Raw genomic sequence first — 19,975 nt, 5'->3', positions numbered from 1 at the left:
GAGCACGGGCGCAGGAACTCGCCGCTCCCGCTCGCAGCAGGCGCAGATCATGCGCCTCCTCCCCCGCCCCCTCCTCGTCGTGATCCTCGCGGTGCTCCTCGCGTTCGTGCTGATCCCCGTCGTGTACATCCTCCTGGCGTCGGTGAACTCCGATATCGCGGTGGCGCGCGGCGACTTCTGGCCGACCGCGTTCACGATGGAGAACTACTCGAAGATCTGGACGACGGTCGCCCTGGGCCGGGGCCTCGCCAACAGCGTGATCGTCGCCGGCGGCGTCGCCCTCGTCTGCGCGTTCCTCGCCGTCGCGACGGCGTACGTGCTGGTGCGGTTCCAGTTCCGCGGCCGCCTGACCTTCCTCCGCGGCCTCCTGGCGCTGCAGTCGATCCCGGGGACTCTGCTTCTTTTGCCGGTGTTCGTGCTGTTCTCCAGCTTCGCCACGGTCACGGGGGTCCAGGTGATCGGCACCCGGTGGGGCCTGTTCATCACGTACCTGACCTTCGCCCTGCCGTTCTCCACCTGGGTCATGGTGACCTACCTGCGCGGGCTCCCCCGCGAGCTCGAGGAGGCCGCCCGCATCGACGGGGCGTCGTCGTGGCGGATCCTCACCCGCATCGTGGTGCCGCTGTCGTGGCCCGGGATCGTGGTGTCGGGCATCTTCGCGTTCCTGCTCGGCTGGAACGACGTGCTGTTCGCCTCGATCATGACCAACCCGGACAGCCGCACGGCCGCGGTCGCGCTCCAGGTGTTCGGGGCCACGCAGGAGGGCGGGGCCATCCCCGTCTACGGCCAGATGATGGCGGCCGCGCTCGTGTGCGCCCTGCCCGTCGTCGTGCTCTATCTCATCTTCCAGCGCTACCTCGTCGGTGGCCTGACCGCAGGAGGCGTCAAATGACCACAGCAACCTCGACACTCACCTGGACCCTCTCGGGGTTCGGCGACGAGATCGACGCCGACCCGGGCGTTCAGGCGGCCGTGCTCGGCTCGCTCGGCGCCCGCCACATCGAGGTGCGCGGCGCCTGGGGCACCAACGTCGTCGACTTCACCGCCGAGCAGCTCGCCGAGCTGGCGTCGGTGCTCGAGCGCCGCGGCATGAGCGTCTCGGCCATCGCCTCCCCCGTCGGCAAGGTGCCGGTGTCGCTGCCCGTCGAGCACGAGGTCGAGAGGCTGGGCCGGGCCATCCGCGCCGCCCACGCCCTCGGCGCCCGCTACGTGCGGATCTTCTCGTTCTACCCGGCCGAGGGCCAGGACCCCGACGAGATCCGCGACGAGGTGATGGCGCGGATGCGCGCTCTCGCCGAGGTCGCCGAGCGGGAGGGCGTGATCCTGCTGCATGAGAACGAGAAGGAGATCTTCGGCGACATCCCCCGCCGCGTTCTCGACATCGTGACGACGGTCGACTCCCCCGCGCTGAGGCTCGCCTGGGACAACGCGAACTTCGTGCAGTGCGGCGTCAGGCCGTTCACGGAGGCGTGGCCGCTGCTCCACGAGTGGGTGGACTACCTCCAGGTGAAGGACGCCGTCATGGCAACCGGTCAGGTCGTTCCTGCGGGAGAGGGCGACGGGGAGCTTCTCGAGACCGTCACCGCCCTGCGCGATCGGGGGTACGACGGCTTCGCCTCCCTCGAGCCCCACCTCGCCGACACCAACGCCCTCGGCGGCTTCTCGGGCCCCGCCGAGTTCGGGCGCGCCGCCCGCGCCTTCGCCCTCCTCACCGACCGAATCGGAGTCACCACAGCATGAGCACGATCAAGGCAGCCATCGTCGGCTGCGGCGTCATCGGACGCCACCACGCAGCCGTCCTGACCGCGCACGACGGCTTCGTCGTCACGGCCGCCGTCGACTCCGTGCTGCCCGCCGCGACGGCGCTCGCCGACGAGCTCTCCGCCGCCGGCGCACCCTCCCCCTTCGTCGCCGAGAGCCTGGGCGAGGCGCTCGCCGGCGCGGACGTCGACCTCGTCGTCGTCTGCTCGCCCAGCGGCCTGCACGTGTCGCTCGCCGAGACCGCGATCGCAGCCGGCCGCCACGTCGTCATCGAGAAGCCCCTCGACGTCAGCATCGCCCGCGCCCGCCGCATCTCGGAGCTCGCCGCCGAGGCGGCCGAGCGCGGTCTGGTGGTCTCGGTCATCAGCCAGCACCGCTTCGACCCGGCCAACGCCCTGCTCGCCGGCGCCGCCCACGACGGCCGCTTCGGACGCATCACCTCGGGCCTCGCCTCGGTCGCCTGGTGGCGGAGCCAGAAGTACTACGACTCCGGCGACTGGCGCGGCACCTGGGCGCTCGACGGCGGAGGCTCGGTGATGAACCAGGGCGTGCACACCGTCGACCTGCTCGTCTGGATGCTCGGACGGCCGGTCGAGGTCAGCGCCCAGACCGCCGTGCTCGCCCACGATCGCATCGAGGTCGAGGACCTTGCCGTGGCGACGATCCGCTTCGAGTCGGGCGCCCTCGCGGTCGTCCACGCGACCACCGCCGCCTACCCGGGCGATCTCACGCGGATCCAGGTGCACGGCGACCGCGGCACCGGGATCGTCTCGGACGACCGGCTGGAGTACTTCCACGTCCGGGCCGACGACGTCGAGGACACCCTGCAGGGCTCGGCGAGCAAGGAGAACCAGGCGGCGGGGATGCTGCCCGACGACCAGATGGCGGGGGGCCCGGCCGAGAAGGACCACTTCGTGCGCGGCCACTCGCGCCAGTACGACGACATCCTCGGCGCGATCACGGAGGGCCGTCAGCCGGCCGTCCGCGTCGACGACGCCCTGCTCTCGCTCGCCACCGTCAAGGCCGTCTACGTCGCGGCCACGCTCGGCCGGCCGGTGGTCGTCGACGAGGTGCTCACCGGCATCCTCGACGACCAGGACGTCACCGTGGGGGTGCGCTCGTGAGGTTCTCCGTCTTCACCGCGTCCACGCCCGACTGGGAGCCCGCCGAGGCGGCGCGCACCCTCGCGTCTCAGGGGTGGGAGGGCGTCGAGTGGCGCGTCGTCGACCAGCCCGCCTCCGACTCCCCCGGGTTCTGGGCGGGCAACCGCTCGACCTGGCCGCTGACCGGGCTCGAGGAGTCCCTCCCGGCGATCGCCGCCGTGACGAACGACGCCGGCCTCGCGATGTCGGGCATCGGCGGGTACGCCCGCGCCGACCAGCACGACGACGTCGAGCGGATGCTCGCCGCGACGGCGGCGCTCGGCGCGGGCCAGGTGCGCGTCACCATGCCGCGCACGGACACCGGCGCCGCCTACCCCGCCGTGCAGCGGCGCACGCGCGAAGACCTCGAGTGGGTCGCGTCGCGCGCCGCCGAGCACGGGGTCAAAGCGCTCGTCGAGCTCCACCACGAGACCATCACGCCCTCGGCCAGTGCCGCGATGCGCCTGATCGACGGACTCGACCCGGTCCACGTCGGCGTCATCCACGACCTCGGCAACCTCGTGATCGAGGGGCGCGAGAACCACGTCGCGGCATTCCAGCTGCTGGGCGAGTACCTTGCCCACGTGCACGTGAAGAACGCCCGCTGGGTGACCGACGGCTCCCGCCGCGACGACGGATCGCTGATCTGGACCCACGAGTGGGCCCCGCTCCGCGACGGCCAGGCCGACGTCGGCGGGTATCTCCGCGACCTGGCCGACCACGGGTACGACGGCTGGGTCACCGTCGAGGACTTCTCGACCGACCTGCCGCTCGCCGAGCGCACGGCCGACGACCTGGCCTTCCTGCGCTCGCTCGTGAGCGCGCATGTCTGAGCGGCTCACGGCGGCGGCGCTCTCCCCGGACGCAGCCGCGGTGCGGGCGAACCGGCGGCGCGGCATCGTGCACCTCGGCCTCGGCGCCTTCCACCGGTCGCACGAGGCCTGGTTCACGCAGCGCGTTCCGGCCGACCGAGAGCAGTGGGGCATCGTGGCCTTCACCGGCCGGAAACCCGATGCGGCGCAGGAACTCGCCACACAAGGCGCGGTCTACACCCTGCTCGAACGCTCGGCCGACGACGACACGGCCACCCTCGTCGACGTGATCCTCGAGGCGCACGACGGGGCCGACGCCGCCGCCTGGCGGGCTGCCGTGGCGTCGCCGGCCACGGCCGTCATCAGCCTCACCGTCACCGAGGCCGCCTACTGCCGCGCGGCCGACGGCTCCGTCGACGTCGACCTGCCGGAGGTCGCCGCCGACCTGGCGGCCCTGGCCGCCGGCGAGCCCTGCCGCACCGTCCCGGGCCGGCTCGTCGACGGACTCCGCGCCCGGCGCGACGCCGGCTCGGGGCCAGTCGCGATCGTCCCGTGCGACAACCTGACGGCGAACGGCGAGGTCGTGGCGCGGGTCGTGACGACGCTCGCGGAGCTCGCCGGGGATACCGGGCTTGCCGCATGGATCGACGCCAACGTCTCGTTCGTCTCGTCGATGGTCGACCGCATCACGCCGGCGGCGACGGACGCCGACCGCGCCGACGCCGAGGCGCTCACCGGCTGGCGCGACGAGTGCGTCGTCGTGGCGGAGCCGTTCGCCGAGTGGATCGTCGCGGGCGACTTCCCCGCCGGACGCCCCGCGTGGGAGACCGCCGGAGTCCGATTCGTCGACGACGTCACGCCGTTCGAGCAGCGCAAGCTCTGGCTGCTCAACGGGGGCCACTCGCTGCTCGCCTACCTCGGCCTGCTGCGCGGCCACGAGACGATCGCCGAGGCCATGGGCGACGCCGCGTGCGTCGAGGCCCTCGAGACGCTGTGGAGCGAGGCCGCCGCCGAGCTCTCCCTGCCCGTCTCCGAAGTCGACGAGGCCCGCGCAGCGCTCCGGACCCGCTTCGAGAACCCCCGCATCCGCCACCTCCTCCGCCAGATCGCCGCCGACGGCTCGCACAAGATCCCGGTCCGGGTGATCGACCCGCTGCGGCGCCGCCTGCAGCGCGGAGCCGGAGTCGGACCCGGGCAGGCGACCGCCCTCGCGGCCTGGCTGCTGCACCTGCGCGAGCAGCCGTCGCTCGTCTCCGACCCCGGGGCTCCGGAGGCCTCGACGTCCGCCGTCCTCGCCGCCGTCGCTCCCGACCTCGCCACCCTGCCCGACCTCACCGAGGCGGTCGACGCCGCCGTCGACCGCCTCTCCGCCGACCTAGGAGTTCCCGCATGATCATCGCCAAGGCCGAAGTCATCGTCACCAGCCCCGACCGCAACTTCGTCACCCTCAAGCTCACGACCGACGACGGCCTGACCGGCCTCGGCGACGCCACGCTGAACGGACGCGAGCTCGCCGTCGTCGCCTACCTCGAGGAGCACGTGCTGCCGTTGCTGATCGGCAAGGACGCCCATCGGATCGAGGACATGTGGCAGTTCCTGTACCGGAGCGCCTACTGGCGCCGCGGCCCGGTGACGATGGCCTCGATCGCCGCGGTCGACGTCGCCCTCTGGGACATCAAGGCGAAGGCCGCCGGGATGCCCCTCTACCAGCTGCTCGGCGGCGCCTCGCGCACCGGGCTCCTCACGTACGGCCATGCCTCGGGCAAGGACCTCGAGGAGCTCTTCGACAGCGTGCGCTCGCACCAGGAGCAGGGCTACAAGGCCATCCGCATCCAGACCGGCGTGCCCGGCCTGAAGTCGATCTACGGCATCGCCTCCAACGCGACCTTCGAGGCCAACAAGGGCGTCCGCTACGACCACGAGCCCGCGCAGCGCGGGGCCCTGCCGAACGAGGAGGACTGGGACACCCGCTCCTACCTCCGCCACGTGCCGACGGTCTTCGAGGCCGTCCGCAACGAGTTCGGCCCCGACATCCCGCTGCTGCACGACGGGCACCACCGCATGACGCCGATCCAGGCCGCGTCGCTCGGCAAGAGCCTCGAGCCGTACGACCTGTTCTGGCTCGAGGACGTCACGCCGGCCGAGAACCCGGAGGCGCTGCGCCTGGTGCGCCAGCACACCACGACGCCGCTCGCGATCGGCGAGATCTTCAACACGGTGTGGGACTACCAGCAGATCATCCGCGAGCAGCTCATCGACTACGTCCGGAGCGCCGTGACGCACACCGGGGGCATCACGCACCTGAAGAAGATCCTCGAGTACGCGTCGCAGTACCAGATCAAGTCGGGCATGCACGGCCCGACCGACATCTCGCCGGTCGGCATGGCCGCCGCGATGCACCTCGGCCTGTCGATCCACAACTTCGGCATCCAGGAGTACATGAAGCACGGCGAGAAGACCGACGCCGTCTTCGAGCAGTCGTTCACCTTCGAGGACGGGATGCTGCACCCCGGCGACAAGCCCGGCATCGGAGTCGAGCTCGACGTCGACGAGGCGGGCAGGTACCCGTACGAGAAGGCGTACCTGCCGTACAACCGGCTCGCCGACGGCACGGTGCACGACTGGTGACGCGCGCCGGCCACGCACGCGATCTGCGGCGCTGTCGGTCGCCTAGGAGCCGAGGCCGGCCACGAGGTTGTCGGTCGCCTAGGAGCCGAGGCCGGCCACGAGGTTGATGAGCGTCGCCAGGATCACGGAGCCGAAGAGGTACGACAGCAGGCAGTGCCCGAGGACCACGTGGCGGATGGCGCTCTGCGTGATGCTGGTGTCGCTGATCTGGAAGGTCATGCCGAGGTCGAAGGCGACGTAGGCGAAGTCGAGGTACGCCGGCGGCTCGTCCTGGTTGAAGTCGATGCCGCCCACCTTCTCGCCCGAGTAGTAGAGGACGGCGTACCGGAGCATGTAGAGGGTGTGGATCAGGAACCACGACAGCGCCACGCTCGTGAGGGCGAGCCCGGCCAGCAGATCGGCGTGCAGCCCGGTGGCGTCGTGGGCCTCGACGACCGTCACCACGACCGTCACCAGGCTCGCGACGCTGGCGAGCACGAGCAGCAGATGGCTCGTCGGGCGCGACGGATCTTCGCGGTGGGCGTGCGTGCGGACCTCGCCGGCGGGCAGCGGCACCACGACGGCCCACACCCAGACGAGGAAGGTCAGGCACGCGACGGCCCAGCCGATCACGACGGACTGGAGGCCCGCGCCCAGCGCGGCGGCGACCCCGCCGCTCGCGAGGCCGACCGCCGCCATCACCGCGAACCGGAGGCGGCTGCGACCCCGGATGCCCGCCTCGGTGCTGGTGGCGTCGGGGCTGCTGTCCATGGGCTGATCGTCGCGCGCGCCCGGGGCCAGCGCGCGGCGACACGCCGTGTCGCGTCGTCCGCGCGCGGGGGCGCGCCGTGCGCGTGTCGTGCGTGCGTGTCGTCCGCGTGCGTGCTCGCGCTGCTCGGGCCGCGCGAGGTGGCCCTCCGCGTCGCACGCGTCCCGCCCGCCCGACGGCGAGGGCCACCTCGCGGGCTCGCCGACTCGCCGACTCGCCGACTCGCCGGCTCACCGGCCCGCCGGCCCGCCGAGCCGGCACGGCCTCGCGGCCCGACGCCGTCGCATCCGCCGGCGCGACCCCACCCGCCACACCCCGCGAGATGGCCCTCCGCGTCGCCGGCACCCCACCCGCCCGACGGCGAGGACCACCTCGCGGGCTCACGCCGGGGGGGGGCGCCGGGCCGGGCGCGGCGCCGCGGCAGCGGCAACGCCGGGCGCGGCCCCGGGGCCGGGCAGCGACAGCGGCCGGGGCCTGGGCCGGGGCCGGGGCCGGGGCCGGGGTTACGGCATCACGACGCGGGCCGACGGCGCGAGGCCTCGCCGCGAGCCAGCGCGCGACGCAGCCGTCCGACGAACGCCGCCCAGTGGGGGCCGCGGAGATCGTCGTCCGAGAGATAGAGCACGGTCCACCCGGCGTCGGCGAGTGCCTCGCGGCGGCGCTTGTCGTCGCGGTACGTCGTCCGGTTCGTGCGGTGGTGGTCGCCGTCGTACTCGACGCACACCCGTTCCCGGCCGAAGATGATGTCGGGCCGCGCCACGAAGCGGTCGTCGGCGTCGTGGATCGCGCAGTTGAGCAGCGGCAGACGGAACCCCTCCCGCAGCAGCTGGAGCCTGAGGCGCGTCTCGCGCGGCGACTCCGACCCGACGCGCACCTGGTCGAGCGCCGCGCACAGGGCTCGCACTCCGCGCTGCCCGCGCCGGCGGTCGGCAGCGGCGCGGAGCTCGTCGAGGTCGCAGCCCGCCGGCCCGACGAGGTGGTCGCCTGCGGCGACGAGCTCGTCGACCGAGAGGAGCGTTGCGCACTCCGCCCACGCGTCGACGCGGTCGGACACGCGGATGCCGCGCAGCACGGCCACCCGCGCCCGCTCGGCCGTGATCCGATGGCCGACGAAGCCGTCCCGTCGAGTGACCGACCCCGTCCCGATCGTCGTCGTGTGGACACCGTCGACCGCCGGGACGGGCATGCCCCAGAGAGCGGCGGCCGTCGTGTGGCTGAAGTGCTGGTTCGGGCCCAGCACCCCGGCCAGGAGCACGGGCGGAGGCAGCCCCGCGAGCGACACGTGCGCTCGGAGGCCGCGCGCAGGGCGCAGCAGATCGCGGCGGCGGAGGCGCTCGGGCGAGACGAGAGGGAGGGCGTCGCGGACGACGAACGGGTGAGTGCTCAAAGGCGAAGGAAGGGGTCGGGGGCGCATGCCGACAGAGTGGCCGAGCCGGGAGTTCCTGCGCTGGTGCTCTCCACAGGGTGCGGCGAGCTCTCCACAGGCCCCCGCGCCGTGAGATGGCCCCCGCCGTCGCCGTGCTGGCTGGCGAGCACGTCGAGGGCGGCCCGCCGCTCGACGCCGAGGGCGTAGGCGAGCATCGAGGTGCGCACCTCGGGCGGTGGCGGCGACGCGAACGAGCAGTCGAGGATCCCCTCGGCCAGGGCGGGCGACCACGCCGTGCGGATGGCGCAGGATCGCCCCCACGTCGCCGTGCTCGTGCATGTCCGGGCCGGTGTCGACGAGGACGAGCCCGGCGACCACGTCGGGGTGGGCGAGTGCGAGTTCCTGCGCCAGGGCACCGCCTGTCGAGTGGCCGATCACGACGGCGGGTTCGCCGCGCGCTCTCGCGAGATGGCCCTGCTCGTCTGGCCGCCCGCGCCGAAACGGCTGGCACGGCCATCTCGCGCGACACGACCCGGGCGGCGACGCCGCAGCGCCGACCCGCGATCCAGGCGACGCGTGTAGAAGGGACGACGGACCAAAGGAGAACACATGAGCACGACCTCACGCACGAACCCCTACGACGACATCGCCCAGGTGCCGACCTTCGACCTCACCTCGACCGACGTCGGAGACGGCTCCGAGCTGCCCACCCCGCAGGTCTCCGGCATCTTCGGCGCCGGCGGAGACGACGTCAGTCCGCAGCTCAGCTGGTCGGGATTTCCCGAGGGCACCAAGAGCTTCGCCGTCACGGTGTACGACCCCGACGCCCCCACCGCCTCGGGCTTCTGGCACTGGGCCGTCGTCGACGTGCCCGTAGCAACGACGTCATTGCCTTCCGGCGCGGGCGATGCCGAGGGGTCGGGCCTGCCATCCGGCGCGTTCCAGCTCAAGAACGACGGGGGTCTCGCCCACTACCTCGGCGCGGCTCCCCCGGAGGGCCACGGCAGGCACCGGTACTTCATCGCCGTGCACGCGCTCGACGTCGACACGCTGGGCATCGACGCGAGTGCCACGCCCGGCTTCCTCGGCTTCAACCTGTTCAGCCACACCCTCGCGCGGGCCGTCATCACGCCCTGGTTCGAGGTCAAGTAGCGGTCAGGCCGCTCAGCCCCTCCGTTTCGGCGCACCCCCTGCATCCCGCGGGCGGGATCGTGCCGAAGCGGAGGGGCTTCGCCGTGAAGGCGACAGATCTTACGAATCGCGCAGGAACTCCGGCCCACGCCCGTGGACACCTCGCCCCGGCCGTACGCTCGACACGATGGTTACCCTCGTCTTCCTGGGGCTCGTCGGTGGTCTGATCACCGGCATCTCGCCCTGCATCCTGCCGGTGCTCCCGGTCATCTTCCTGTCTGGCGGCGCGCAGGGCGCGAGAGAGAACATGCGGGACGTCGGCAGTCGTCCGTTCCTGGTCGTAGCGGGTCTCGCTCTGAGCTTCAGCGTCTTCACGCTGCTGGGCTCCGTCGTGCTGAGCGCCCTGCCGCTGCCGCAGGACATCATCCGCTGGGTCGGCCTCGCCGCCCTCGTGCTGCTCGGCGTCGGCATGATCGTGCCGCGCTTCCAGCACCTGCTCGAGAAGCCGTTCTCGTGGGTGCCGCAGCGGCAGGTCGGCACCGACCGCGGCGGGTTCCTGCTCGGCCTCATCCTCGGCGCGGTCTACGTGCCGTGCGCGGGCCCGGTGCTCGCCGCCATCACGGTGGCGGGGGCGACCGGCAGGATCGGCGGCGACACCGTCGTGCTCACCGTCGCATTCGCGATCGGCACCGCCACGCCCCTCCTGATCTTCGCGCTCGCCGGCCGTGGCGTCGCCGAGCGGGTCAAGGCGTTCCGCACGCGGCAGCGCGCCATCCGCGTCGGCGCCGGCGTGGTCGTGCTGGGCCTCGCCGTCGCGCTCGCGTTCAACGCCACCGACGGGATCCAACGGGCCATCCCCGACTACACAGCGTCTCTCGACCAGTCACTGCAGAGCGGCAGCTCCGGCGTCTCGTCTGCCTTGCAGGACGCCAGCGGGTCGGGGTCGGGGTCGTCCGGGAGCACCGGCGGCTCCGGTGTCTCCGCCGGCGACGGCAGCCTCGCGACCTGCCAGGGGGAGGCTCAATACACCGTCGCCAAGACGCTGCGCGACTGCGGCGCCGCACCGGCGCTCACCGGCCTGACCGGCTGGTTCAACACGGCCGACGACAAGCCCGTCACCCTGGCGTCTCTCCGAGGCAAGGTCGTGCTCGTCGACTTCTGGGCGTACTCGTGCATCAACTGCCAGCGCGCGATCGCGCACGTGGAGCAGTGGTCGAAGACGTACTCGGCCGACGACTTCGTCGTGCTCGGCGTGCACAGCCCCGAGTACGCGTTCGAGCACGTCGGCTCGAACGTGAAAGCCGGAGCGAAGCGCCTCGGAATCACGTACCCCGTCGCCCAGGACAACGGGTACAAGACGTGGTCGGCTTACGCGAACACGTCGTGGCCGTCCGACTACCTGATCGACGCGTCGGGCGACATCCGCCACGTGTCGGTCGGCGAGGGCGACTATGCCGGCGTCGAGGGCATGATCCGGCAGCTCCTCGCCGCGGCCGATCCGACGGCGACCCTGCCGCCGGCGACCGATGTGGCCGACACGACGCCGACCGACTCGTCGCAGTCGCCCGAGACCTACCTCGGCACGAAGCGGGCGACCTACTACGCGGGCAGCCCCGACCTGGCGAACGGCACAGCGACTTTCACGACGCCGTCGACCGTGCCCGCCGACGAGTTCGCGCTCGGCGGGCGGTGGAAGGCCGGCTCCGAGAAGCTGACGAGCGTGTCCGGATCGACGATCACGCTCAGCTACACGGCGTCGAAGGTCTTCCTCGACGTCGGCGGGACGGGCACGCTGACCGTCGGTGGCAAGTCGATCGCCGTGTCGGGGGCGCCGAACATCTACACGGTGGCGTCGTCGTCGGCCGCGGAGACGGGTACGATCACGGTCCACCTCACGCCGGGTCTCGACGCCTACTCGTGCACCTTCGGGTAGGTGGCGTGCGGCGCCAGCCGCTCGGCGCCAGCCGCTCGGCGCCAGCCGCGGTCGCCTTCTCGAGATGGCCGTGCGCGTCGGCGCGACGCCGGCCCGACGACACGCACGGCCACCTCGCGCCACGAAGCCGCGCCCACCGCGGCCACCTCGCGCCACGCGGCCGCGCCCACGACGGCCACCTCGCGCCACGCGGCCGCCGGCGCGCCGGCCGGGCGACGCGCGCCCGCGCTACCCCAGCCAGGCCTGGATCGGCCCCCGAGCGAAGTAGACGAGGAATCCGACGGCCACGATCCAGAGCAGCGGGCTGATCTCGCGTGCCTTGCCGGACAGCGACCGGATCAGCACCCACGAGATGAAGCCCGCGCCGATGCCGTTCGAGATGGAGTACGTCAGCGGCATGACGATGACGGTGAGGAACACCGGCAGCGCGACGGAGAACTCGCCCCAGTCGATGTGCCGGATCTGCGACACCATCAGGGCGCCGACGACGACGAGCGACGCGGCGGCCACCTCGAGCGGCACCACCTGGGTCAGCGGCGTCAGGAACATCGCGAGCAGGAAGAGCACGCCCGTCACGACCGATGCGAGGCCCGTGCGGGCGCCCTCGCCGATGCCGGCCGCCGACTCGACGAACACCGTGTTCGACGAGCCCGACGATGCACCTCCGGCCACGGCGCCCACGCCCTCGACGATGAGGGCCGAGCGGAGCCGCGGGAACGTGCCGTCGGGGGCCGCGATCTCCGCCTGGCGGGCGAGTCCGGTCATGGTGCCCATCGCATCGAAGAAGTTCGTGAAGACGAGGGTGAAGACGAGCATCGTCGCGGCGACGCCGCCGATGCGCGAGAAGGCGCCGAAGAGGTCGAACTGGCCGACGAGCGAGAGGTCGGGCAGCGAGACGATACCGGTCGGCAGGACGGGCGCGTTGAGGTTCCAGCCGGCCGGGTTGGTCCCGAGCGACTCCGGGACCTTGAAGATCGCGTTGAGGATGATGGCGATGATCGTCGTCGCCACGATGCCGATCAGGATCGCCGCCTTGACCCTGCGGGCCATCAGCACGCCGATGACGATCACGCCGATCACGAAGACGATCGTCGGCAGCGTCTGGATCGACCCGGCGTCGCCGAGCTGCACCGGTGGCGACGCCTCGCCCGATGTCCGCACGAAGCCCGCGTCCACCAGCCCGATGAACGCGATGAACAGGCCGATGCCGACGGTGATCGCCGTCTTGAGGGCCGAGGGCACGGCCTTGAAGATCATCGTGCGGAGGCCGGTGGCCGCCAGGATCACGATCACGAGGCCCTCGATCACGACGAGGCCCATCGCCTCGGGCCAGGTGACGTCTTTCACGACGCTGACCGCGAGGAACGAGTTGATGCCGAGGCCCGCCGCGAGGCCGAACGGCATGCGGGCGACGACGCCGAACAGGATGGTCATCACGCCGGCGGTCAGGGCCGTGACGGCGCCGACCTGGGCGTTCTGCAGCCAGTTGCCGAGGATGTCCTTCGACGCCTGATCGGCCGAGAAGCCGCCCAGGATCAGGGGGTTCAGGATCACGATGTAGGCCATCGTGACGAAGGTCACGAGGCCGCCGCGGACCTCCCTGCCCCAGGTCGACCCCCGCTTCGTGATCTCGAAGTAGGTGTCGACGGTCGTCGAGAGAGCGCGGTTCGCCATCGGTTCTCCTCAGGTTCAGGAATGGCCGTCAGCAAGCCTACGGCGTGGCCGGACCCTCACACGACCGAGGCCGCCGCGGTCACGGAAGGCGCGTGACCCGGAGGGGGATGACGCGCTCGGGGAACGACATCGGCGCCTGCAGGCCCGCCGAGGCGAGGGCAGCCCCCGGCAGGTCGACGCCGGGCCACCATGACGGAGGCCGGAGGCCCGGCTCGGGCTCGCCGATCAGGATCGGCTCGACGCGGTAGCGCGCCGCCGGGTCCAGGCCCGGCAGCACGAAGCGGCCCGCCGGCGCCGTGATCGACGTGCCCGTGAACGCGACGAAGAACAGGGCCTCCGACCGGTCGCCCGCCACGGCGCCGTACACGTTCAACGTGGGGTCCTCGGTGTCGGAGCGCACGACGACGCCGGTGTGCATCAGGGCGCGCGAGCGCTTGTAGAGCGCGACCCACTCGGTCAGCTCGGCCATCTCGAGTTCCTGCGCCTGGCCGAGGTCCCACTCGATGCCGAAGTGGCCGAAGATCGCCGTGCCGGCACGGAACGACAGCGGGTGCGCGCGCCCGGTCGTGTGGCTGACCCCCGAGCCGATGTGCGAGCCGAGCAGCTCGGGCGGCAGCAGCTGCATGCTCCAGCGGTTCATGTCCTGGCGCTCGAGCGGGTCGATGCAGTCCGAGACCCAGACCCGGTCGGTGCGCTCGATGACGCCGAGGTCGACGCGGCCGCCGCCCGACGCGCAGGCCTCGATCTCGAGGCCCGGGTGGCGGCGCTTCAGCTCGTCCATCAGCGCGTAGGCGGCGAGCGTCTGCGCGTGGACGCCGGGCGCGCCGACGGGAGGAGTGCCCGCGTCGAACAGGTCGCGGTTGTGGTCCCACTTGATGTAGGCGATGGCGTACTCGTCGAGCAGCGCCGACATCCGCTCGAGGATGTGATCGAACGCCTCGGGGATGCCGAGGTTCAGCACCTGCTGGCTGCGGGCGCGCACCGGAAGCCGGTCTCCGGTCTGCAGGATCCACTCCGGGTGGGCGCGCGCCAGGTCGCTGTCCTCGCTGATCATCTCGGGCTCGAACCACAGCCCGAACTCCATGCCGAGGCCGGTGACGTGATCGATCAGCGGCCCGAGCCCGTCGGGCCAGACGCCCTCGTCGACGTACCAGTCGCCGAGTCCGCGGGTGTCGTCGCGCCTCCCGCGGAACCACCCGTCGTCGAGCACGTACCGCTCGACGCCGACCTGGGCCGCGCGGTCGGCGAGGTCGGTCAGGCGCCCGAGGTCGTGGTCGAAGTAGACGGCCTCCCACACGTTCAGGGTCATCGGGCGCGGCCGCGTCGGGTGCTGCTCGCGCGACCGCAGCCAGCGGTGGAACCGCGCCGCCTGATCGTCGAGCCCGTCGCCGTAGGCCGCGTAGACCCACGGCGACCGGTAGGCGCCGCCCTGCTCCAGCCTGATCTCACCGGGAAGCAAGAACTCTCCCCCGCCGACGACCGCGGCGCCGGTGAAGAGGCGCTCGGCGTAGTGCCGGTGGTTGCCGCTGAACGCCGTGTGCACGCCCCACACCTCGCCGCGGCGGAACCCGAAGCCGGGCACGCCCGCGCTGAGCACCGTCGCCGCATCGGCGCCGGTGCGCCCCTTGCGGCCCTCGCGCTCGTGGATGCCGACGGCGAAGTCGTTGCGCTGCGGCACGCGCTCCTTGCCCCAGCGGCCCGCGAAGTCGAGAAGCACCTTCGCCCGGGGTGGCACGGGGAAGGCGAGGTTCAGTTCCTGCACCCGGTACAGGCCCGGGGCCTCGTTCAGGAGGGTCGCCCGCGCGCGGACGAGCCCGGAGGCGAGCAGCTCGAGCTCGACGGTGATCAGCAGGCCGGCGACCGCGTCGCGGGCCCCGACGACCAGGAGCCCCGCCCCCGCCTCGACGAAGACGCCGAACGCGGCGCCGTCGAGGGCCACGCCGTCGAGGGTGGACGACTCGGGGGTGAACGCGGGAGCCCAGGCCGAGCCGTCGTCGCGGTTGCCGGCGACGCCGGGCTTGCCCGCCCAGCCGACGTGCTGCTCGGGCACCAGGGCCAGGCGGATCGGGTCATCGACGATGTTGCCGGTGCGCGCCTCGACGTTGGCCAGCACGAGCGCCTCGGCGTCGGCCCGGGTCAGCTCGCCGAGGTCGGCGCCCCAGTGGACGATCGCCGGCAGCGCGGCGTCGGCGATGTCGACGAGCAGGCTGACTCCAGACGAACGGAGGTGGACGAGTTTCGGCATTGGAACTCCAGGGGGGGGGTGAGGCGCGATCGGCGGAAACACCAGTATGGCGACGTTGACACTCCGTTACGAGCGACCCGCGCGGAGAGCCGCGACGACGAGCGGAACTTGCAGCGGCAGGCGCACCACGGCGATCGCCCTGCGTCGGTTCGATGCGCGCGGGCTCCGGAGGGCGCCGACGGCCATCGTCACGTTCGCGGGAAACACCGCCACGAACAGCGCGGCCGTCAGCACCCCGCCGAGACGCCGAGTGCGCGGCACGGCGAGGGCCGCGGCGCAGACCAGCTCGGCTGCGCCCGACAGGTGAGTCCAGGTGCGGGCGGTGCCCGGCAGGGATCTCGGCACGATTCCGTCGAAGGTCTGAGGGCGAGCGAAGTGCAGGGTGCCCGACGTGCCCAGCAGGGCGACGAGGGATGCGGCGAGACGGGTCATGACGACGATCTCACTCCGCCCGGCTGACACCGCGACTCAGGATCGCGCTCGTCAGGGCCTCGACCGGCTCGCGCGCGGCCGACGGATTCGCCTGCAGCACGTAGTCGACGTCGCCCAGGTCGGGCAGCGCGAACCGCACCGACACCTTCACCAGGTCGGACGGGATCAGCGAGTACGGGAACGCCGCCACCCCGATGCCGGCGCGCACCGCCGCCAGGATCCCGTTCACGTCGCGCGTGTTGCAGGTGATCCGCCAGGTGCGGCCCGCGGCCTCCAGCGCGTCGATCGCCATCTGCCGGCTGAGGCTCGGCCCCTGGTACGTGATCAGCGGAACCGGCTGGTCGGGGTCGAGCTGCATCCGCTCCTGCGCCATCCACACCATCGGGTCGCCGGCCACCCGCGTGCCGGTGTCGAACTCCCCCGCGTTCTGCTTGACGAAGATGAGGTCGAGGTGGCCCGACGCGAGGCGCCGCCGCAGGGGCATCGACTGGTTGACGGTCAGCTCCAGGTTGATCTGGGGGTAGAGCTGGCGAAAATGGCGCAGGATCCGCGGCAGCTGCGTGATAGCCAGGTCGTCCGCCGCGCCGAACCTCAGCCGCCCCCGCATCGCCGAGCCCGAGAAGTAGCTCTCCGCCGCCGCGTGCGCGGCCAGGATCGTACGTGCGAACCCGGCCATGGCGTCGCCGTTGTCGGTCAGCGCCACCTCGCGGGTGTCGCGGGCGACGAGCACGCGGCCAGCCGCCTTCTCGAGCTTCGAGACGTGCTGGCTCACCGTCGGCTGGCTGATGGCCAGGCGCTGCGCGGCCTGCGTGAAGCTGTGCGTCTCGGCGACGACGAGGAAGGTGCGGAGCAGGGTCGGGTCGTACACGCGGTCTCCTCGCATTACGAAAGCCAATGACCTTGATTATGGCCATAGGGGAACAGAATGACAACGACGAACCTAGCGTGGAACGAGATCATCTCTCTCGCACCACGACCTCTGGAAACCTCTCTGTGACATCGTCGACGTCGACTGCCTTCCCCCCTACCGAACCGCTCACGATCGTGACCGAGCGCCCGCCGTGGCGTCACACCTTCATCGCCCTCTCCGTCCGCAACTTCCGCGTCTGGACGGCCGGCAACATGGTCGCCATGACCGCCGGCTGGATGCAGCGCGTCGCTCAGGACTGGCTCGTGCTCGAGCTCACCGGCAGCGCCACCGCCGTCGGCATCACCGTCGCCATGCAGTTCGCCCCGATGATCATGTTCGGCCTCCTCGGCGGCGTGCTCGTCGACCGGGTCTCGAAGCGCATGCTGATGATGATCACGCAGTCGGTCTTCGCCGTGCTCTCGGTCGGCCTCGCGGCCCTGACCCTCTCGGGCGTCGTCGAGGCCTGGATGGTCTGGGGCATCGCCTTCGTCACCGGTCTCGTCACCGTCATCGACAACCCCGCCCGCCAGGTGATCGTGACCGAGCTCGTCGGCCCGAAGAACCTCCGCAACGCGATCAGCGTCAACTCGTCGGTGTTCCAGCTCGGCGGCATGATCGGCCCGGCTATCGCGGGGGTCCTGCTGCTCGCGGTCGGCGCCGGCTGGGCGTTCGTCATCAACGGCGCGGCCTGCCTGCTCGTGGTCGGCATGCTGTCGCTGCTCCGGGCCGGAGAGATGTTCCGCACTGCTCCCGCGCCGCGCCAGAAGGGCGCGCTCAAGGCGGGCCTCGCCTACGCCGTCGGCAAGCCGACGATCATCTGGCCGGTGTTCCTGGTCGCCGTGTTCGCCGTCTTCGGCCTCACGATGCCGGTGCTGCTCGCCTCGTACGCCGACGTCGTGTTCAAGGTCGGCGCGGGCGGCTACGGCCTGTTCAACTCCATGGTCGCGGTCGGCGCCCTCACCGGTGCGCTGCTGTCGACCCGGCGCGCCAACCTGCGGCTCCGCACCGTCGTCATCGGCGTCGGCGTCACCGGGGTCATCCAGGCGGCCGGCGGGCTCATGCCGAACATCGTCGCGTTCGCCGTCGTGCTCATCGGCGTCGGCATGTCGGCGCTGCTGTTCCAGACCGCGTCGAACTCGCTCGTGCAGATGTCGTCGAACATCGGCGTGCGCGGACGCGTGATGTCGCTGTACATCCTCGTGCTGCTCGGGGGTCAGGCCGTCGGCGGGCCGCTGATGGGCTGGATCGTCCAGAGCTTCGGCGTGCACGTCGGCATGATGGTGTCGGGCGGGGTGCCGGCGCTCGCGGCCGTCTTCGCCGGCGTGATGCTGGCGCGCCGCGGGCACCTGGCGCTGCACGTGCGGGTGCGCCACCACGTGCCGGTGCTGAGCATCGACCACCGCGTGGCGTAGGCGGCGTCGCTCTCCGCGAGGTGGCCCGCGCCGTCGGGCCCCGCCGCGCGGGCCGACGCCCACGGCCACCTCGCGAGATGGCCCACGCCGTCGCGCCCCGCCGCGCGGGCCGACGCCCACGGCCACCTCGCGAGATGGCCCGCGCCGTCGCACCCCGCCGCGCACCGCGAGATGGCCCGCGCCGTCAGGACCCGCTGCGCGAGCCGACGCCCACGGCCACCTCGCGAGATGGCCCACGACGTCACGCCCCGCCGCGCGGGCCGACGCCCACGGCCACCTCGCGAGATGGCCCACGCCGTCGCGCCCCGCCGCGCACCGCGAAATGGCCCGCGCCGTCGGGCTCCGCCGCGCACCGCGAAATGGCCCGCGCCGTCGGGACCCGCCGCGCGAGCCGACGCCCACGGCCACCTCGCGCCGCAGCTACTCGCTCGCCGAGGCCACCGCCGACGCGCTCGGTCCGCCGCTCGGTGCACCGACGCCGCCGTCGCGGTGGTCGCGGTGGTCGCGGTGCAACTGACCGTCGCGCTCGGCCTGCACCCGCACCGACGATGTGTCGACGCGCGCGTCCCCGTCCGACGGCGCCGTGCCGACCCCGCCGCCCTGGGCGCTGTTCGCGGCCTCCTCGGCCGCCTTGCGCCCGGCCGCGATGGCGAGACCCTGCGCCGTCGCGAGCATCGAGGGCCGCTTGCCGGTGATGGCGGCCGTGCGCATCCGGCGCGTGAACAGCTTCTTGCCGAAGATCGTGAGCAGGGCTCCGGCCACGAGGTACCCCGCGAAGATCCGGAAGGCGCTCCACACGTCGGGGCCGACGCCGTACTCGGCGCGTCGCAGCAGCTCGATGGTGCCCGTTCCTGCGACGAAGGGGTGAAGGTGCTGGAAGAACTCCGGCACGAGCTGCACGGGGATGGCTCCACCCGAGGCCGGGACGGTGAAGAAGACGAAGATCAGAAGGGCGCCCGCGGCGACGAACCGGCCGAGGAAGTACGCGAGCCCGTTGGTCACGAGACCGACGGTGAAGACCGTGAGCGCGCCGATCCCCCAGATCTCGAAGAAGTTGCCCGACACGGCACCGATGATCGAGTGCGTGATCACCACGGCGATGAGCGGCAGCACGACGGCGACGCCGGCGATGATGGCCAGGCGCACCCGGTGCCGCAGGGCGCCGCCCATCAGGCCGACGAACATCGCGCTCATGTAGCCGGCGATCATGAAGACGAGCGTGACGTAGAAGAGCACCGTGCCGAACGAGTCGCCGGCGGGCAGGGGTGCGAGGTCGTCTACCGCGAGAGTGCCACCGAGCTGAGTCGCGACCGGAGTGAATGCCGTCTTGGCGAGGGTGGCGATCTGGTACTGCGCAGCGCTCGCGACCACCAGGGTCGAGGTGGTCGTGCCGGGCTCGAAGGCGGCGACGAGCTCGCCCGACCGCACGCCTTCGCGGGCCTCGGCGAGCGTCGCGACGGTGGTGACGTCGAACTTGCCGACCGTCTGCTTGGCGAACGCGTCCGCGACCTCGGAGCTCGATGAGCCGACGAACGCGACCGGGAGGTCTCTGGGCGTCGGGTCGTGGAACGCCAGCACGTAGAAGAAGCGGAAGCAGATCACGAAGAAGAACGGCAGCCAGAGCTGGAGCCCGATGAGCTGGACCCCGGGCGGCAGCTTCTCGTACGAGTTGCGGTAGCGGGTCCAGGCGCCGGGCTTGTCGCCGACGTGCTTGTGAGAGTCTTCTGCAGTTGTCATGGCTTCAGGCAGGATATCCCCGACAGGTGTCGGTCTTGGCGGGT

General features: G+C 72.0%; 16 protein-coding genes and 1 pseudogene. 9 read left to right on the top strand and 8 right to left on the bottom strand.

Annotated elements, in window-relative coordinates; translation table 11 throughout:
- Positions 1-49 precede the first annotated feature (49 nt).
- Genes AC3CBB_RS04170 through manD form a run of 6 tightly spaced genes read left to right on the top strand, consistent with a single transcriptional unit; the run spans position 50 to position 6,343 of the window.
- Entirely contained in the window at positions 50-892 is an 843-nt protein-coding gene (locus AC3CBB_RS04170) for a carbohydrate ABC transporter permease (RefSeq protein ID WP_123505135.1), read from the top strand.
- A complete protein-coding gene (locus AC3CBB_RS04165) occupies positions 889-1,740 on the top strand; it encodes a sugar phosphate isomerase/epimerase family protein (protein WP_488626118.1) in 852 nt (283 codons plus the stop codon). Before AC3CBB_RS04170 ends, AC3CBB_RS04165 begins: the two co-directional genes overlap by 4 nt.
- Complete coding sequence (locus AC3CBB_RS04160) at positions 1,737-2,885, top strand: Gfo/Idh/MocA family protein (RefSeq protein WP_488626117.1); 1,149 nt, start codon at positions 1,737-1,739, stop codon at positions 2,883-2,885. The genes AC3CBB_RS04165 and AC3CBB_RS04160 overlap by 4 nt, the downstream gene beginning before the upstream one ends.
- Positions 2,882-3,736 carry a sugar phosphate isomerase/epimerase family protein gene (locus tag AC3CBB_RS04155; protein ID WP_488626116.1) on the top strand — a complete coding sequence of 285 codons (855 nt, stop codon included), beginning with the start codon at positions 2,882-2,884 and terminating at the stop codon, positions 3,734-3,736. The genes AC3CBB_RS04160 and AC3CBB_RS04155 overlap by 4 nt, the downstream gene beginning before the upstream one ends.
- Positions 3,729-5,108, top strand: a complete 1,380-nt coding sequence (locus AC3CBB_RS04150) for a mannitol dehydrogenase family protein (RefSeq protein WP_488626115.1) — start codon at positions 3,729-3,731, stop codon at positions 5,106-5,108. The genes AC3CBB_RS04155 and AC3CBB_RS04150 overlap by 8 nt, the downstream gene beginning before the upstream one ends.
- A complete protein-coding gene (gene manD / locus AC3CBB_RS04145; RefSeq protein WP_488626114.1) occupies positions 5,105-6,343 on the top strand; it encodes a D-mannonate dehydratase ManD in 1,239 nt (412 codons plus the stop codon). Before AC3CBB_RS04150 ends, manD begins: the two co-directional genes overlap by 4 nt.
- A gap of 78 nt (positions 6,344-6,421) precedes the next feature.
- Here manD and AC3CBB_RS04140 read toward each other — a convergent pair whose 3' ends face one another.
- From AC3CBB_RS04140 to AC3CBB_RS04130, 3 genes and pseudogenes are all read right to left on the bottom strand, one after another.
- Positions 6,422-7,093, bottom strand: a complete 672-nt coding sequence (locus AC3CBB_RS04140; RefSeq protein ID WP_488626113.1) for a DUF1345 domain-containing protein — start codon at positions 7,091-7,093, stop codon at positions 6,422-6,424.
- Between the two features lie 509 nt (positions 7,094-7,602).
- On the bottom strand, positions 7,603-8,478 hold the full coding sequence (locus AC3CBB_RS04135) for a DUF559 domain-containing protein (protein WP_488626773.1): 876 nt from the start codon (positions 8,476-8,478) through the stop codon (positions 7,603-7,605).
- A 360-nt stretch (positions 8,479-8,838) separates the two neighbouring features.
- A pseudogene (locus tag AC3CBB_RS04130) lies at positions 8,839-8,895 on the bottom strand (hypothetical protein); the annotation flags it as partial.
- A 171-nt stretch (positions 8,896-9,066) separates the two neighbouring features.
- Between AC3CBB_RS04130 and AC3CBB_RS04125 the strand changes: the two are divergent.
- Together AC3CBB_RS04125 and AC3CBB_RS04120 are read left to right on the top strand one after the other, a co-directional pair.
- Positions 9,067-9,609 (top strand): YbhB/YbcL family Raf kinase inhibitor-like protein, encoded by a 543-nt coding sequence (locus tag AC3CBB_RS04125; RefSeq protein WP_488626112.1) that lies wholly within the window; start codon positions 9,067-9,069, stop codon positions 9,607-9,609.
- 166 nt (positions 9,610-9,775) lie between these two features.
- Positions 9,776-11,521, top strand: coding sequence for a cytochrome c biogenesis protein CcdA (locus AC3CBB_RS04120; RefSeq protein ID WP_488626111.1), 1,746 nt, complete (start codon positions 9,776-9,778; stop codon positions 11,519-11,521).
- Between the two features lie 228 nt (positions 11,522-11,749).
- Here AC3CBB_RS04120 and AC3CBB_RS04115 read toward each other — a convergent pair whose 3' ends face one another.
- From AC3CBB_RS04115 to AC3CBB_RS04100, 4 genes are all read right to left on the bottom strand, one after another.
- Entirely contained in the window at positions 11,750-13,195 is a 1,446-nt protein-coding gene (locus AC3CBB_RS04115) for an NCS2 family permease (protein ID WP_488626110.1), read from the bottom strand.
- A 79-nt stretch (positions 13,196-13,274) separates the two neighbouring features.
- Entirely contained in the window at positions 13,275-15,440 is a 2,166-nt protein-coding gene (locus AC3CBB_RS04110; protein WP_488626109.1) for an alpha-galactosidase, read from the bottom strand.
- Between the two features lie 66 nt (positions 15,441-15,506).
- Positions 15,507-15,872, bottom strand: a complete 366-nt coding sequence (locus AC3CBB_RS04105) for a DoxX family protein (RefSeq protein WP_488626108.1) — start codon at positions 15,870-15,872, stop codon at positions 15,507-15,509.
- Positions 15,873-15,882: 10 nt separating this feature from the next.
- On the bottom strand, positions 15,883-16,740 hold the full coding sequence (locus AC3CBB_RS04100) for a LysR substrate-binding domain-containing protein (RefSeq protein WP_123505133.1): 858 nt from the start codon (positions 16,738-16,740) through the stop codon (positions 15,883-15,885).
- Positions 16,741-16,916: 176 nt separating this feature from the next.
- On the opposite strand from AC3CBB_RS04100, the gene AC3CBB_RS04095 reads away from it, so the two are divergent.
- A complete protein-coding gene (locus AC3CBB_RS04095) occupies positions 16,917-18,194 on the top strand; it encodes an MFS transporter (protein ID WP_488626107.1) in 1,278 nt (425 codons plus the stop codon).
- 420 nt (positions 18,195-18,614) lie between these two features.
- Here AC3CBB_RS04095 and AC3CBB_RS04090 read toward each other — a convergent pair whose 3' ends face one another.
- The gene (locus AC3CBB_RS04090; RefSeq protein ID WP_488626106.1) at positions 18,615-19,931 is read right to left on the bottom strand and encodes an ABC-2 transporter permease; all 1,317 of its coding nucleotides are present in this window, start codon (positions 19,929-19,931) and stop codon (positions 18,615-18,617) included.
- Positions 19,932-19,975 lie beyond the last annotated feature (44 nt).

It is taken from the genome of Frondihabitans sp. OV104, from assembly GCF_057787745.1.
This window is presented reverse-complemented; position numbering and strand designations above follow the sequence as displayed.

Bases quoted from the DNA above. Each gene is read 5' to 3' on its own strand.
- AC3CBB_RS04170 (WP_123505135.1), top strand. From the start codon at position 50: ATGCGCCTCCTCCCCCGCCCCCTCCTCGTCGTGATCCTCGCGGTGCTC.
- AC3CBB_RS04165 (WP_488626118.1), top strand. From the start codon at position 889: ATGACCACAGCAACCTCGACACTCACCTGGACCCTCTCGGGGTTCGGC.
- AC3CBB_RS04160 (WP_488626117.1), top strand. From the start codon at position 1,737: ATGAGCACGATCAAGGCAGCCATCGTCGGCTGCGGCGTCATCGGACGC.
- AC3CBB_RS04150 (WP_488626115.1), top strand. From the start codon at position 3,729: ATGTCTGAGCGGCTCACGGCGGCGGCGCTCTCCCCGGACGCAGCCGCG.
- manD (WP_488626114.1), top strand. From the start codon at position 5,105: ATGATCATCGCCAAGGCCGAAGTCATCGTCACCAGCCCCGACCGCAAC.
- AC3CBB_RS04140 (WP_488626113.1), bottom strand. From the start codon at position 7,093: ATGGACAGCAGCCCCGACGCCACCAGCACCGAGGCGGGCATCCGGGGT.
- AC3CBB_RS04125 (WP_488626112.1), top strand. From the start codon at position 9,067: ATGAGCACGACCTCACGCACGAACCCCTACGACGACATCGCCCAGGTG.
- AC3CBB_RS04120 (WP_488626111.1), top strand. From the start codon at position 9,776: ATGGTTACCCTCGTCTTCCTGGGGCTCGTCGGTGGTCTGATCACCGGC.
- AC3CBB_RS04115 (WP_488626110.1), bottom strand. From the start codon at position 13,195: ATGGCGAACCGCGCTCTCTCGACGACCGTCGACACCTACTTCGAGATC.
- AC3CBB_RS04110 (WP_488626109.1), bottom strand. From the start codon at position 15,440: ATGCCGAAACTCGTCCACCTCCGTTCGTCTGGAGTCAGCCTGCTCGTC.
- AC3CBB_RS04105 (WP_488626108.1), bottom strand. From the start codon at position 15,872: ATGACCCGTCTCGCCGCATCCCTCGTCGCCCTGCTGGGCACGTCGGGC.
- AC3CBB_RS04090 (WP_488626106.1), bottom strand. From the start codon at position 19,931: ATGACAACTGCAGAAGACTCTCACAAGCACGTCGGCGACAAGCCCGGC.